At 71.0% G+C, this 12,960-nt stretch carries 15 protein-coding genes; 6 read left to right on the forward strand and 9 right to left on the reverse strand.

What is annotated here, in order from left to right; all coding sequences use genetic code 11:
• Nucleotides 1-41: 41 nt before the first annotated feature.
• From ACIG87_RS01525 to rfbA, 4 genes are all read right to left on the reverse strand, one after another.
• Nucleotides 42-239 (reverse strand): hypothetical protein, encoded by a 198-nt coding sequence (locus ACIG87_RS01525; RefSeq protein WP_396847105.1) that lies wholly within the window; start codon nucleotides 237-239, stop codon nucleotides 42-44.
• Nucleotides 240-297: 58 nt separating this feature from the next.
• Nucleotides 298-1,656: a Pup--protein ligase gene (pafA, locus tag ACIG87_RS01530; protein ID WP_396847107.1), complete on the reverse strand. Its 1,359-nt coding sequence runs from the start codon at nucleotides 1,654-1,656 to the stop codon at nucleotides 298-300.
• Between the two features lie 68 nt (nucleotides 1,657-1,724).
• On the reverse strand, nucleotides 1,725-2,348 hold the full coding sequence (gene rfbC, locus ACIG87_RS01535) for a dTDP-4-dehydrorhamnose 3,5-epimerase (RefSeq protein ID WP_396847108.1): 624 nt from the start codon (nucleotides 2,346-2,348) through the stop codon (nucleotides 1,725-1,727).
• Complete coding sequence (gene rfbA, locus ACIG87_RS01540) at nucleotides 2,345-3,262, reverse strand: glucose-1-phosphate thymidylyltransferase RfbA (protein WP_396847109.1); 918 nt, start codon at nucleotides 3,260-3,262, stop codon at nucleotides 2,345-2,347. Before rfbA ends, rfbC begins: the two co-directional genes overlap by 4 nt.
• Nucleotides 3,263-3,350: 88 nt before the next feature.
• Between rfbA and rfbB the strand changes: the two genes are divergently transcribed.
• Genes rfbB through ACIG87_RS01570 form a run of 6 tightly spaced genes read left to right on the forward strand, consistent with a single transcriptional unit; the run spans nucleotide 3,351 to nucleotide 8,651 of the window.
• Nucleotides 3,351-4,352, forward strand: coding sequence for a dTDP-glucose 4,6-dehydratase (gene rfbB / locus ACIG87_RS01545; RefSeq protein ID WP_396847111.1), 1,002 nt, complete (start codon nucleotides 3,351-3,353; stop codon nucleotides 4,350-4,352).
• Entirely contained in the window at nucleotides 4,349-5,236 is an 888-nt protein-coding gene (gene rfbD / locus ACIG87_RS01550; RefSeq protein WP_396847112.1) for a dTDP-4-dehydrorhamnose reductase, read from the forward strand. Before rfbB ends, rfbD begins: the two co-directional genes overlap by 4 nt.
• Nucleotides 5,233-5,622, forward strand: coding sequence for a DUF2304 domain-containing protein (locus ACIG87_RS01555; protein ID WP_396847114.1), 390 nt, complete (start codon nucleotides 5,233-5,235; stop codon nucleotides 5,620-5,622). The genes rfbD and ACIG87_RS01555 overlap by 4 nt, the downstream gene beginning before the upstream one ends.
• Entirely contained in the window at nucleotides 5,615-6,316 is a 702-nt protein-coding gene (locus ACIG87_RS01560) for a glycosyltransferase family 2 protein (protein ID WP_145920205.1), read from the forward strand. Before ACIG87_RS01555 ends, ACIG87_RS01560 begins: the two co-directional genes overlap by 8 nt.
• On the forward strand, nucleotides 6,316-7,626 hold the full coding sequence (locus tag ACIG87_RS01565) for a lipopolysaccharide biosynthesis protein (RefSeq protein WP_396847116.1): 1,311 nt from the start codon (nucleotides 6,316-6,318) through the stop codon (nucleotides 7,624-7,626). The genes ACIG87_RS01560 and ACIG87_RS01565 overlap by 1 nt, the downstream gene beginning before the upstream one ends.
• Nucleotides 7,623-8,651, forward strand: coding sequence for a glycosyltransferase family 2 protein (locus tag ACIG87_RS01570; RefSeq protein ID WP_396847118.1), 1,029 nt, complete (start codon nucleotides 7,623-7,625; stop codon nucleotides 8,649-8,651). The genes ACIG87_RS01565 and ACIG87_RS01570 overlap by 4 nt, the downstream gene beginning before the upstream one ends.
• Before the next feature lie 84 nt (nucleotides 8,652-8,735).
• Here the strand turns inward: ACIG87_RS01570 and prcA are convergent, their stop codons facing one another.
• The 5 genes from prcA to dop form a co-directional block, all read right to left on the reverse strand.
• Nucleotides 8,736-9,569, reverse strand: a complete 834-nt coding sequence (gene prcA, locus ACIG87_RS01575; protein ID WP_396847119.1) for a proteasome subunit alpha — start codon at nucleotides 9,567-9,569, stop codon at nucleotides 8,736-8,738.
• Between the two features lie 61 nt (nucleotides 9,570-9,630).
• Nucleotides 9,631-10,470 (reverse strand): proteasome subunit beta, encoded by an 840-nt coding sequence (gene prcB, locus ACIG87_RS01580; RefSeq protein WP_396847121.1) that lies wholly within the window; start codon nucleotides 10,468-10,470, stop codon nucleotides 9,631-9,633.
• Nucleotides 10,389-10,871, reverse strand: coding sequence for an endonuclease VII domain-containing protein (locus tag ACIG87_RS01585; protein WP_396847583.1), 483 nt, complete (start codon nucleotides 10,869-10,871; stop codon nucleotides 10,389-10,391). Before ACIG87_RS01585 ends, prcB begins: the two co-directional genes overlap by 82 nt.
• Before the next feature lie 226 nt (nucleotides 10,872-11,097).
• Nucleotides 11,098-11,310: a ubiquitin-like protein Pup gene (locus tag ACIG87_RS01590; RefSeq protein ID WP_396847123.1), complete on the reverse strand. Its 213-nt coding sequence runs from the start codon at nucleotides 11,308-11,310 to the stop codon at nucleotides 11,098-11,100.
• 109 nt (nucleotides 11,311-11,419) lie between these two features.
• Nucleotides 11,420-12,937 carry a depupylase/deamidase Dop gene (dop, locus tag ACIG87_RS01595; protein ID WP_396847125.1) on the reverse strand — a complete coding sequence of 506 codons (1,518 nt, stop codon included), beginning with the start codon at nucleotides 12,935-12,937 and terminating at the stop codon, nucleotides 11,420-11,422.
• Nucleotides 12,938-12,960 lie beyond the last annotated feature (23 nt).

The following is a 12,960-nucleotide window of genomic DNA, read 5'->3' on the forward strand; positions in this document are numbered from 1 at the left end:
GTCCGGGCGTGCCCGCCGCGCCACCGACGCCCCGGGAAGACTCAGCCGACCAGGAAGATCAACGCAAGCCAACCGGCCACGATGGCGACCAGCGCCACGGCCAGCACCCAGGTCGGCACGGTGTACTCGCCCCGGCGGTTGCGGGCGATCTCGTCCCGGATCTTGGCCCGGCGGCGTTCGATCCAGTTCAGCCGCTCGGCGTCGCCGTGCTCGCGGTCGGCGGGTTCGGAGTTGTTCATCGCCTCGCCAGCGTACCGGTGGGGCCGGCGGCCGATTCCGCCCGCCGGCCCCACCCGGTCACATGCTGGCGATCAACCGCTCCACCCGCTCGTCGTACGCCCGGAACGGGTCCTTGCAGAGCACGGTGCGTTGCGCCTGGTCGTTGAGCTTCAGGTGTACCCAGTCGACGGTGAAGTCGCGTCGCTTCTCCTGGGCGTGCCGGATGAACTCGCCGCGCAGCCGGGCCCGGGTGGTCTGCGGCGGGGTCTCCTTGGCCTCGAAGATCTCCGGGTCGGTGGCCACCCGGTCGACCTGGCCGCGCCGCTCCAGCAGCCCGTACAGGCCCCGGCCCCGGCGCAGGTCGTGATAGGCCAGGTCCATCTGCGCGACCCGGGGGTGCGACAGCGGCAGGTCGTGCTTGCGCTGGTAACGCTCGATCAGCCGGAGCTTGCTCACCCAGTCGATCTCCCGGGCCACCGGGTCCAGGTTGCCGTTCTCCACCGCGCTGAGCACCCGGCCCCACAGCTCCACCACCCGCTTGGCGGTCTGGTCGCCGCCCCGGCGCTCGACGAACTCGGTGGCCCGCGCCAGGTACTCCTGCTGGATCTCCAGCGCGCTGACCTCCTTGCCGGAGGCGAGCCGTACCTTGCGCCGGCCGGTGATGTCGTGCGACACCTCGCGGATGGCCCGGATCGGGTTCTCCAGCGACAGGTCGCGCATCACCACCCCGGCCTCGATCATCCGCAGCACGATGTCGGCCGAGCCGACCTTGAGCAGCGTGGTGACCTCGTTCATGTTGGAGTCGCCGACGATGACGTGCAGCCGACGGTAGCGTTCGGCGTCGGCGTGCGGCTCGTCGCGGGTGTTGATGATCGGCCGGCTGCGGGTGGTCGCCGAGGAGACGCCCTCCCAGATGTGCTCGGCCCGCTGGGACAGGCAGTACACCGCCCCGCGCGGGGTCTGCAACACCTTGCCCGCCCCGCAGATCAACTGCCGGGTGACCAGGAACGGGATGAGCACGTCGGCGAGCCGACCGAACTCACCGTGCCGGGACACCAGGTAGTTCTCGTGGCAGCCGTACGAGTTGCCGGCCGAGTCGGTGTTGTTCTTGAACAGGTAGATCTCACCCGCGATGCCCTCGTCGTGCAGCCGCTTCTCCGCATCGACGAGCAGGCCCTCCAGGATCCGCTCGCCGGCCCGGTCGTGGGCGACCAGGTCGGTGACCGAGTCGCACTCCGGAGTGGCGTACTCCGGGTGCGACCCGACATCCAGGTAGAGCCGGGCCCCGTTGCGCAGGAACACGTTGCTCGACCGTCCCCAGGACACCACCCGGCGAAAGAGATACCGGGCGACCTCGTCAGGGGACAGCCTGCGCTGCCCGCGATAGGTACAGGTGACGCCGTACTCGGTCTCGAGGCCGAAGATTCGCCGCTCCATGATGTGACACTAGCCGCCCGGAGGGTCGGTTCGTCACTGTCACAGCACAGGTCGTGTGGTCCGGTCGGTCAAATCCCGTCCGGGTACGACATTCCGTCCGGCCCCAGCCCGGCCACGAACGACCGGCAGGACGCGTAGTCCGGCAGCAGCCCCGCCGCGCGGGCCTGCGCGAACGTCGGCGCCGCCGCGTCCCGGGCGGACAACTGCGGCGTCTCGGCCGGCCACTCGATGCCCAGCTCGGGGTCGAGCGGGTGCACCGCGTGCTCCCCGGTCGGGTTGTACGTGGTCGAGCAGAAGTAGGTCAGGGTGGCGTCGTCGGTCAGCGCGCAGAAGCCGTGCCCCAACCCCTCGGCCAGGTAGACCGCCCGCCGGTCGGTGTCGTCCAGCCGGACGCCCTCCCAGCGGCCGAAGGTCGGCGAGCCGGTCCGCAGGTCCACCACCACGTCGAGCACCGCGCCACGGACGCAGGTGATGTACTTGGCCTGGCCGGGCGGGACGTCGGCGAAGTGGATGCCGCGTACCACCCCCCGGCTGGAGATCGACAGGTTGGCCTGGGCCAGCCGCAGCGGGTGGCCCACCGCCTCGGCGAGCTGGTCGCACCGGTACCACTCCATGAACAGGCCCCGCGAGTCACCGTGCTGCTGCGGGGTGACCTCCCAGGCGCCCTCGATGCTCAGCGGACGAATCTTCACCGCACCCTCTCCGTTCCCGGCTGCGCGGCGCGCAGCACCGCCTCGTCGTGCTTGTCGGCCAGCAGACCGAGCAGGTAGTCACCGTAACCGCTCTTGGTCAGCGGCTCGGCCAACGCACGGAGCCGGTCGTCGTCGATCAGGCCGGCCCGCCAGCAGACCTCCTCGACGCAGCCGATCTTCATGCCCTGCCGCTCCTCGATCACCCGGACGAACTCGCCGGCCTGCATCATCGAGGCGAAGGTGCCGGTGTCCAGCCAGGCGGTACCCCGGTCCAGCACGGTCACCGACAGCTCCCCGGTCACCCGGTACGCCTCGTTGACCGCGGTGATCTCCAACTCGCCCCGGGCGCTCGGCGCGAGCTTGCCGGCGATCTCGACCACCCGGTTGTCGTAGAAGTACAGGCCCGGCACCGCGTAGCGGGACTTCGGCCGGGCCGGCTTCTCCTCGATCGACAGCACCCGCCCGTCGGCGTCGAAGTCGACCACCCCGTACGCCTCCGGGTTGGCCACCTGGTAGGCGAAGACCCGCCCGCCGACGAAGTCGCCGTTGTCGGCCAACTGCCGGCCCAGACCGACCCCGTGGAAGATGTTGTCGCCCAGGACCAGCGCCACCGAGTCGTCGCCGATGAAGTCCGCCCCGAGGACGAACGCCTGCGCGATGCCCTCCGGGCGGGGCTGGGCGACGTACTCCAGCCGCAGCCCCCACTGGCTGCCGTCGCCGAGCAGCCGCTGGAACTGGCTCTGGTCCTCCGGAGTGGTGATCACCAGGATCTCCCGCACCCCGGACATCACCAGCGTCGACAACGGGTAGTAGACCATCGGCTTGTCGAAGATCGGCATCAGCTGCTTGGACACCGCACGGGTGATCGGCCACAGCCGCGACCCGGTGCCACCAGCGAGAAGGATTCCACGCACCGGGGGAGCCTACCCGGACCGGCGCGAACCGGACACCGGGGTCGTGGTCCCCGGGCGAGCGGGTCGATGCGCGTACACTTCCGTCCCCGTGAGGATTCTCGTCACCGGCGGAGCCGGATTCATCGGGTCGGAGTACGTACGGATGCTGCTGGGCGTGCCCGGCGGCGACGCTTCCGGCGTGCCCGCGGTCGAGCCCGACACGGTGACCGTGCTGGACAAGCTCACCTACTCCGGCAATCTGGACAACCTCGCCCCGGTGCGCGAGGACCCCCGGCTGCGGTTCGTCCAAGGCGACATCTGCGACCCGGGGACGGTCGACGAGGTCGTCGCCGGGCACGACGTGATCGTGCACTTCGCCGCCGAGTCGCACGTCGACCGCTCGATCGCCGGCGCCGCGCCGTTCGTCACCACCAACGTGCTCGGCACCCAGACCCTGCTGGACGCCGCGCTGCGCCACCGCACCGGCCGGTTCGTGCACGTCTCCACCGACGAGGTGTACGGCTCGATCGACGAGGGCTCCTGGACGGAGACCTGGCCGTTGGCGCCGAACTCGCCGTACTCCGCCTCCAAGGCCGGTTCCGACCTGCTGGCGCTGGCCTACCACCGAACCCACGGGATGGACGTGGTGGTCACCCGCTGTTCCAACAACTACGGGCCGTACCAGTACCCGGAGAAGGTCGTCCCGCTGTTCGTCACCAACCTGCTCGACGGCGCGACCGTGCCGCTCTACGGCGACGGCGGCAACGTCCGGGACTGGCTGCACGTGCACGACCACTGCCGGGGCATCGCGATGGTGGCGCACGCCGGACGTGCCGGCGAGGTCTACCACATCGGCGGCGGCACCGAACTGAGCAACAAGGAGCTGACCGGCCGGCTGCTGGACGCCTGTGACGCCGGCTGGGACCGGGTCGTCCCGGTCACCGACCGCAAGGGCCACGACCGCCGCTACTCGCTGGACATCAGCAAGATCAACACCGAGCTGGGGTACGCCCCGAGCATCGACCTCGACCGGGGCCTGGCCCAGACCGTCGCCTGGTACCGGGACAACCGGGCCTGGTGGGAGCCGCTGAAGACGGCGTCCGGCGCATGACCCGGGTGCTCGTCACCGGCGCGGGCGGCATGCTCGGCCGGGACCTGGTGGCCGTGCTGGCCACCCGGGGCGACCTCGAGGTGACCGCCGCCACCCGCGCCGACCTCGACATCACCGACGCCGACGCGGTCCGGGCCGCCGTCGCCGGCCACCACGTGGTGTTCAACGCCGCCGCGTGGACCGACGTCGACGGCGCCGAACGGGACGAGGCGACGCCGACCGCGATCAACGGCGACGCGGTGGCCCACCTGGCCCGCGCCTGCGCCGGGACCGGTGCCCGACTCGTGCACGTCTCCACCGACTACGTCTTCGCCGGCGACGCGGACACCCCGTACGCCGAGGACGCCCCCACCGACCCGATCAACGCGTACGGCCGCAGCAAGCTCGCCGGCGAGCGGGCCGTGGTCCGATTCCTCCCCGAAACCGGCTATGTGGTGCGGACCGCCTGGCTCTACGGGGAGCACGGCCGCAACTTCGTCACCACCGTGCTCGGTCTCGCCGCCACCCGTGACCACCTCGACGTGGTCGACGACCAGCAGGGCCAACCCACCTGGTCGTACGCGCTGGCAACCCAACTGGTGGCGCTCGCCGACGCGGCCCTGGCCGGGCGGGCCCCGGCTGGGATCTACCACGGCACCTGCACCGGCCGGACCACCTGGTACGGCCTGGCCCGAGCCGCCTTCACCCTCGCCGGGCTGGACCCGGACCGGGTACGACCCACCACCAGTGACCGGTTTCCGCGTCCGGCCGCCCGACCGGCGTACAGTGTGCTGGGGCACGACCGGTGGGCCGAGGCCGGCCTGTCCCCGCTGCCGGACTGGCACGACGCGCTGTCCGCCGCCTTCGACTCCCCCACTGCATCCCCCCCGTGGAAGGTCGCATGAAGCTCACCCTCGTCACCGGTCTGACCGGCCTGATCCTGCTCGCCACCATCGTCGAGCTGCTGCGCCGTCGACAGCTCCGCGAGAAGTACGGCATGCTCTGGCTCGGCGTACTGGTCATCGTGATCCCGTTGTCGCTGTTCCCCCGGCTGCTGGACAATGTGGCCGGCTTCTTCGGCGTGGTCTCCGGCGTCAGCCTCGTGCTCTTCCTCGGCATCGTCTTCCTGCTGCTGGTCTGTGTGCACCTGAGCTGGGAGGTCAGTGCGCTGGAAGAGGAGACCCGCACCCTGGCCGAGGACTTCGCCCTGCTCCGCGCCGAGATCGAGACGGAGCGCACCGCCCGGACCACCGCAGCCGCCCGAGACGAACTGGTGTCCCACGATGGTTAACGGCAAGCGTGTCCTGATCATCATCCCGGCGCTCAACGAGTCCGGGTCGATCGCCGACGTGGTCGGCGAGGTACGCGGTGAACTACCCGGCGTCGACGTGCTCGTGGTCGACGACGGCTCCACCGACCGCACCGCCGCGGTGGCCGCCGCCGCCGGCGCCCGGGTGGCGAAGCTGCCGTACAACCTCGGGGTGGGCGGGGCGATGCGGCTGGGCTACCGGTACGCCCGGGACAACGACTACGACGTCGCGATCCAGATCGACGCCGACGGCCAGCACGACCCCCGCTACGTGCCGAAGCTGGTCGACCTGCTCGACGACAACGACCTGGTCATCGGTGCCCGGTTCGCCGGTGAGGGCGACTACTCCGTACGCGGGCCCCGGCGCTGGGCGATGGTCATGCTGTCCGGGGTGCTCTCCCGGGTCGCCAAGACCAGGCTGACCGACACCACCTCCGGCTTCCGGGCCGCCAACCGGCGGGTCATCGAGATGTTCGCCGGCTGGTACCCGGCCGAATACCTGGGCGACACGGTGGAGACGCTGGTGCACACCGCCCGACGCGGCTACCGGATCCGCCAGGTCCCGGTGGCCATGCGCAAGCGGATGGCCGGCACCCCCAGCCACTCCCCCGCCAAGGCGATGATCTACCTCGGTCGGGCCTTCGCGGTGCTCACCCTGGCGCTCATCCGCCGGTGATGCGGCGGCTGCTCCACCTCGTCCCGCCCGGCACCCTCGCCGTCGGAGGCGGGCTGGCCCTACTCGGGCTCGCCTCCTACGTGCACCTCGCGGTCGCCGGGCACGCCCTCGACCTCGCCGACTACTCCTCGCTGTCGGTGCTCTGGTCGATCGTGTTCACCCTCGGCATCGGGGTGTTCATCCCCGTCGAGCAGGAGGTCGCCCGGGTCGTCGCCGCCCGCCGCAGCCACGGCCTGCCGCCCGGTCCGGTGCTGGCCCGGGGGGCGGTCGTCGCCGCCGCCGTGCTGGCGCTGCTGATCGTGGTCACCCTCGCCGGCTACCGGGCGCTCGCCGACCGGCTCTTCGCCGGCGACGGCACCATGGTCACCGTGCTGATCGGCGCGCTGGTGGGGATGGCCGTCGCGTACACCACCCGGGGCGTGCTGTCCGGCCTGCAGCTCTTCCCCTGGTACGGCACCCAGCTCGGCGTCGACGGCGGGCTGCGCATCGCGCTGGTCGCCGGGCTCGGCGTCGGCGGCGTCACCGACCCGGTCTGGTACGGCGCGGTGCTGGTCGTCGCCCCGCTGCTGTCGGTGCTGGTGACCCTCCCGCCGGTGCTGCGGGCCGTCGGCGGCGGGCTCCCCGTCGCCTGGGGCACCCTGCTGCGCGGCCTCGGCCTGCTCACCGTCTCCAGCCTGCTCTCCCAGGTCGTGGTCAACATCGGCGTGATCAACGCGCGGCTGCTCGACCCCGCCGACGTGGCCACCGCCGGCGCGCTGCTCTCCGCCCTGGTGCTGGTCCGCATCCCGTTGTTCGTCTTCGGCTCGATGCAGGCGTCGCTGTTGCCCGGCCTGGCCACCACCGCCACCACCGGCGACGTCGCCGGTTTCCACGGCCTGCTGCGCCGGGCGCTCGGGGTGGTCACCGCCCTCGGCGTCGCCGGTGCCCTCGGCGCGGTGGCGCTCGGCCCGTGGCTGGTCCGCCGGCTCTTCGACGCCCCCGGCGTGCTCGGCCACGGCGACTTCGCCTGGCTGGCCGTCGGCACCCTCGCCTACCTGTGGGCGATGGTGCTCGGGCAGGCCCTGCTCGCCCTGGACCGGCACCGCGCCCAGGCGGTCTCCTGGACGATCGGGGTGGCCGCCCTGCTCGCCGTCACGGTCGTCCCGGCCCCGGTCGCGCTCCGCGTCGAGCTGGCCTACGCCGCCGGCTCCGTCGTGGTGGCCGCCACCATGGCCGTCCTGCTGCTGCGCCGGGGCGCCCGCCCGGCGTCCACCCCCGCCCGGCCGCTGGACGACGTGGTGGCCACTGGAGTATCCGGAGGCATCCGATGAACCGCCCCCAGGTGTCCGCGGTGATGCTCGCCTACGGCGCCGAGCCCTACCTGGTCGACGCCGCCCGCGCGGTGCTGGCCAGCAGCGACGTCGAGATCGAGCTGATCGTGGTGGACAACGGCTGCACCGGTGACGGCATCGACGTGGTCAAGGGCTTCGCCGGGGTACGGGTGATCCGCCCCGAGGAGAACACCGGCTACTCCGGCGGCTGCCGGGTCGGCGCCGCCGAGGCCACCGGCGAGTGGCTGGCCTTCGTCAACTCCGACGCGGTCGTCGCCCCGGACGCCCTGGCCCGGACGGTCGCGGTGGCCGGCGAGCCGGGCGTCGGCGCGGCCATGGCCTCGATCCGGCTCGCGGAGAACCCCGAGCTGATCAACACCTCCGGCAACCCGCTGCACTTCATCGGCCTGTCCTGGGCCGGCGGCAACGGCCAGCCGGCCAGCGCGCACGCCCGGCGGACCACCGTACCGTCGATCAGCGGCTGCTGCTTCGTCATCAACCGGGCGCTGTGGCGGGAGCTGGACGGCTTCGCCGCCGAGTACTTCGCCTACCACGAGGACACCGAGATCAGCCTGCGGCTGTGGCAGCGCGGGCTGCGCCTGGAGTACGTCCCGGACGCCGTCGTCGTGCACCACTACGAGTTCTCCCGCAACAAGCTCAAGCACTACCTGCTGGAGCGCAACCGGCTGATCTCGCTGCTCACCGCGTACGAGACGCGGACGCTTGTGGTGCTGGGGCCGATGCTGCTGCTCACCGAGGCGGCCATGCTGGTGGCCGCGCTGCTCGGCGGTTGGTCGCGGGAGAAGGTCCGCGGGTGGGGCTGGCTGTGGACCAACCGGGACTGGGTGCGGGCCCGGCGACGGCAGCTCCAGCAGGAGCGGATGGTCCCCGACGGGATCATCGCCGAACTGATGACCGCGAAGGTCGACCCGTCGAACGTCGAGTCGCCGCCCGGCATGAGCATCTTCAACGTCATCGCCGCCGGCTACTGGGCCCTGGCGAAGCCGCTGCTGCGCCGGGCCTGAGGAGCGGCCTGGCCGGCACCGGACGGAGAAACGCCGCAGGGTCCGAGGGATTGATCCCTCGGACCCTGCGGCGTTCGGGTGTCGCTAGGCTTCCGGCTTCTCCTGCGGCTGGCCCTCCAGGTCGGCCGAACCGGCCGAGGTGGTCGGCTTGTGCGCCTCCTCGGTCGGCACCGTCGGGGTCTTCGCCCGGCCGTCGGCCGGCACGGCGTCGCCCGCCGGGTCACCCTCCAGCAGCGCGGTCAGCGCCGCACCGGTGATCCGCCGGAAGGTCCGCCCGATCCGGCCCCGGTCCAGGACCGCCACCTCGAGCTGGTTGGGGGCGATGGTGCGGGCCGCGCCGCCCTCGCCACCGACGCTGCTCAGCGCCTTCATGGCCACCTTGACCGCTTCGCTGAGCGACATGTCGGCCCGGTGCTCGGACTTGAGCACCCCGGTGATCGCCTCGGCCTGGCCACCCATCGCCATCCGGCCCGGCTCGTCGTTGACCGACCCGTCGTAGGTGAGCCGGTACAGCTCGTCCTCGTCGGCCGTGGCACCGACCTGTGCCACGCAGATCTCCACCTCGAACGGCTTGGACTGCTCGGTGAAGATCGCACCCAGGGTCTGCGCGAACGCGTTGGCCAGGGCCCGACCGGTCACGTCGCGCCGGTCGTAGCTCAGGCCGTTCAGGTCGGCCATCCGCACCCCGGCGCGGCGCAGGTTCTCGAACTCGTTGTACCGGCCGACGGCCGCGAAGCCGATCCGGTCGTAGATCTCACTGACCTTGTGCAGGGCGCTGGAGAGGTTCTCCGCGACGAAGAGCACCCCGCCGGCGTAACTCAGGACCACCGCGCTGCGCCCCCGGGCGATGCCCTTGCGGGCCAGCTCGGAACGGTCGCGCATGATCTGCTCGGGCGAGGCGTAGAACTGCATGGCCACGGCGGCGGTTCTCCTTCTGGCGCTGTGCTGACGACTGCTGGCTGGTGGACGTGGCGGCGGGTCAGCCGCCCGGGTTCTCCGCCCGCCCGGCGACGACACCCTCGGCGATGGCCGCCGTCTCGGCGTCGGTGAGCCGGTGGGTGCCCTCGGCGGTCGCCGTCATCACCACCGGGTAGATCCGGCGGATCAGGTCCGGCCCGCCGGTGGCGGTGTCGTCGTCGGCGGCGTCGTAGAGGGCCTCGACGGCGAGCCGGGTCGCGTCGTCGATGGAGACGCCGGTGCGGTACCGCTTCTTCAGCGCCGATTTGGCGAACAGCGAACCGGAGCCGATGGCGTCGTAGCCGGTCTCCTCGTAGGGGCCGCCGGTGACGTCGAAGCTGAAGATCCGCCCGGCCCGTGCCGGATCCCGGGCGGCCAGGTCGAAACCGGCGAAGAGCGGGATGACCGCCAGCCCCTGCATGGCCGCGCCGAGGTTGCCGCGGATCATCGAGGCGAGCCGGTTGGCCTTGCCGTCGAGGGAGAGCATCGCGCCCTCGATCTTCTCGTAGTGCTCCAACTCCACCTGGAACAGTCGCATCAGCTCGATGCCGATGCCCGCCGTGCCGGCGATGCCGACCAGCGAGTAGGCGTCGGCGGGGTGCACCTTCTCGATGTCCCGCTGCGCGATCAGGTTGCCCATGGTCGCCCGCCGGTCACCGGCCAGCACCACGCCACCGGCGGCCGAGATGGCCACGATGGTGGTGGCGTGCGGCGCCAGGTCGGCGGCCATGCCGGGCGGCAACGGCCGGCGGCCGGGCAGCATCTCCGGGGCCACCCGGCTCAGGAAGGTCGTGAAGGAGGACGTCCCCGCGTTGGTGAACACATCTGGTAGACGCCCGGATGGATCAAAGCCCGCTGCCACGTGGTTCCTCTCAGGTACGTGATCGCCCTGGCCAGCCTCGTGGGACTGTCACGGAACTGGCCAAGACCACCGTTGCAGTTGAAGCAGAGTATCCCGCGCACCCATCCGGTGCGATGATCGTGGTCCACATGTTGCGGCTCTTCCCCGCTGCAGATGGCGCAGACGCCGCCCTGCTCGGCGAGCAGCTCCCGAAACTCCTTCTCGCCGATCCCGTAGCGGCGACGTAGGTGGTACTCGCGAGACCCGCCGTGCAACCGGAGCTTGCTCTCCTTACCCTTCTCGTTGTGGCGGGGCTTGCAGTATCGGCCGTAGCCGCCACGCCCCGACCGGTTACGGGGAAAGTCGTCGAGCGCCTTCGTCTCACCACACGTCGGGCAGCGACGGTGGCCATCCGGAACCATAGGTGGTTGGCGAACCTCCCGGCCATGCTTCTCTCTCGTCCGCTTGGCATAGCTCACCTTGGAGCGCAGGTTGAAGCAAGGCTTGCAATAGCTACCCCGGCCATCTGGCCGACGACTGTTCGCGCAGAACTCATCGAGCGGCTTCCACTCATCGCAGTCCCGGCAACGACGGTATCCGTCTCGATCATCGAGTGGATCAGGCGTGTCCGATTTAGACGTTTATGCCCTATTCGCCCCCTTTCTGCACATAACCCCTCACAAATTCCTCGGCGTTCTCCTCCAGCACGGAGTCGATCTCGTCGAGCAGGTCGTCGACGTCCTCGGTGATCTCGGCGTGCCGCTCGGCGACCTCCGGGTTGGCCTCGGTGGTGACGTCGTCGACCTCCTCGGCCTGGTGCGACTTGCCCGACTGCGTCTGGCCGCCCTCTTGTGAAGCCATCTCGCTGCCTCCTCCACGATCGTCTGCGATGAACTTACCTCGCGGAGGCGACGAAAAGCCCGCCGCGCGCCGGCATCCGACGCACGACGGGCCACCGTCATCGGGAGGTTCAGCCGCCGGTGAGCGTCTCCAGCAGGTCCTTGGCGGTGTCGCACCGGTCGAACAGGGCCCCGACATGCTTGCGGGTGCCCCGCTCCGGCTCCATCATCGGCACCCGGACCAGCGACTCCCGGCCCACGTCGAAGATCACCGAGTCCCAGCTCGCCGCGACCACCTCGGAGGCGTACTGGGCCAGGCAACGGCCCCGGAAGTAGGCCCGGGTGTCCTCCGGCGGCTCGGTCATCGCCCGGCGGGTCTGCTCGTCGTCCAGCAGCGTCTTCATCGAGCCCCGGGTCACCAGCCGGTGGTAGAGGCCCTTCTCCGGCCGTACGTCGGAGTACTGGAGGTCGACCAGCTGGAGCTTGTGCGACCCCCAGCCCAGCTTCTCCCGCTCCCGGTAGCCCTCCAGCAGCCGCAGCTTGGCCACCCAGTCCAGCTCGTCGGCGCAGAGGAACACGTCGCGGCCCAGCCGGTCCAGGACGCCCTCCCAGCGGTCCAGCACGTCCACGGTCTGCGTGTCGGCGTCCGCGCCGTACCGCTCGTCCACGAAGGAGCGCACCCGCTCGTAGTAGGCCCACTGGAGGTCCAGGGCGGTCAGCCGCCGGCCGTCACGCAACCGCATCCGGTGCGTCAACGACGGGTCGTGGCTGACCGCGCGCAGCTCCGCGACCGGGTCGGCGATGCCCAGGTCGGCACCGAGCGCCTTCTCCTCGATCATGGCGAGGATCAGCGCGGTGGTGCCCACCTTGAGATAGGTGGAGATCTCCGACAGGTTGGCGTCACCGATGATGACGTGCAACCGGCGGTACTTGTCGGCGTCCGCGTGCGGCTCGTCGCGGGTGTTGATGATCGGCCGCTTGAGGGTGGTCTCCAGGCCGACCTCGACCTCGAAGAAGTCCGCCCGCTGGGAGATCTGGAAGCCGCTCTGCCCGCCGTCCTGCCCGATCCCGACCCGACCGGCCCCGCAGACGATCTGCCGGGTGACGAAGAACGGCGTCAGGTACGCCACGATGTCGGCGAACGGGGTCTGCCGCCGCATCAGGTAGTTCTCGTGCGCGCCGTAGCTGGCGCCCTTGTTGTCGGTGTTGTTCTTGTAGAGGTGGATCGGCTGGGTGCCGGGAATGGTGGCCGCCCGACGGGCCGCCTCGGCCATCACCCGCTCCCCGGCCTTGTCCCACCGCACCACGTCGAGGGGGTTGGTCACCTCGGGGGTGGAGTATTCCGGGTGGGCGTGGTCGACGTAGAGCCGGGCACCGTTGGTGAGTATCACGTTGGCCAGGCCGAGATCCTCGTCGGCGAGCGCCTCCGCCGGGTCGTACGCGGCACCGGAGTAGGTGAACCCGCGCGCGTCGCGCAGCGGCGACTCCTCCTCGTAGTCCCAGCGGGCCCGGCCGCCACGGTTGAGTTCCGGGCGCGCGCCGTACGCGTTGACCACCTGGGACGAGGTGACCATCGGGTTGGCTCCGGCCTGGCCGGGCACGGAGATCCCGTACTCGACCTCGGTGCCCATGATCCTTCTGACGCTCATCGACCTACCCGCTCCGCTCGCCT

It is taken from the genome of Micromonospora sp. NPDC051925 (assembly GCF_044548625.1).
GTDB lineage: Bacteria > Actinomycetota > Actinomycetes > Mycobacteriales > Micromonosporaceae > Micromonospora.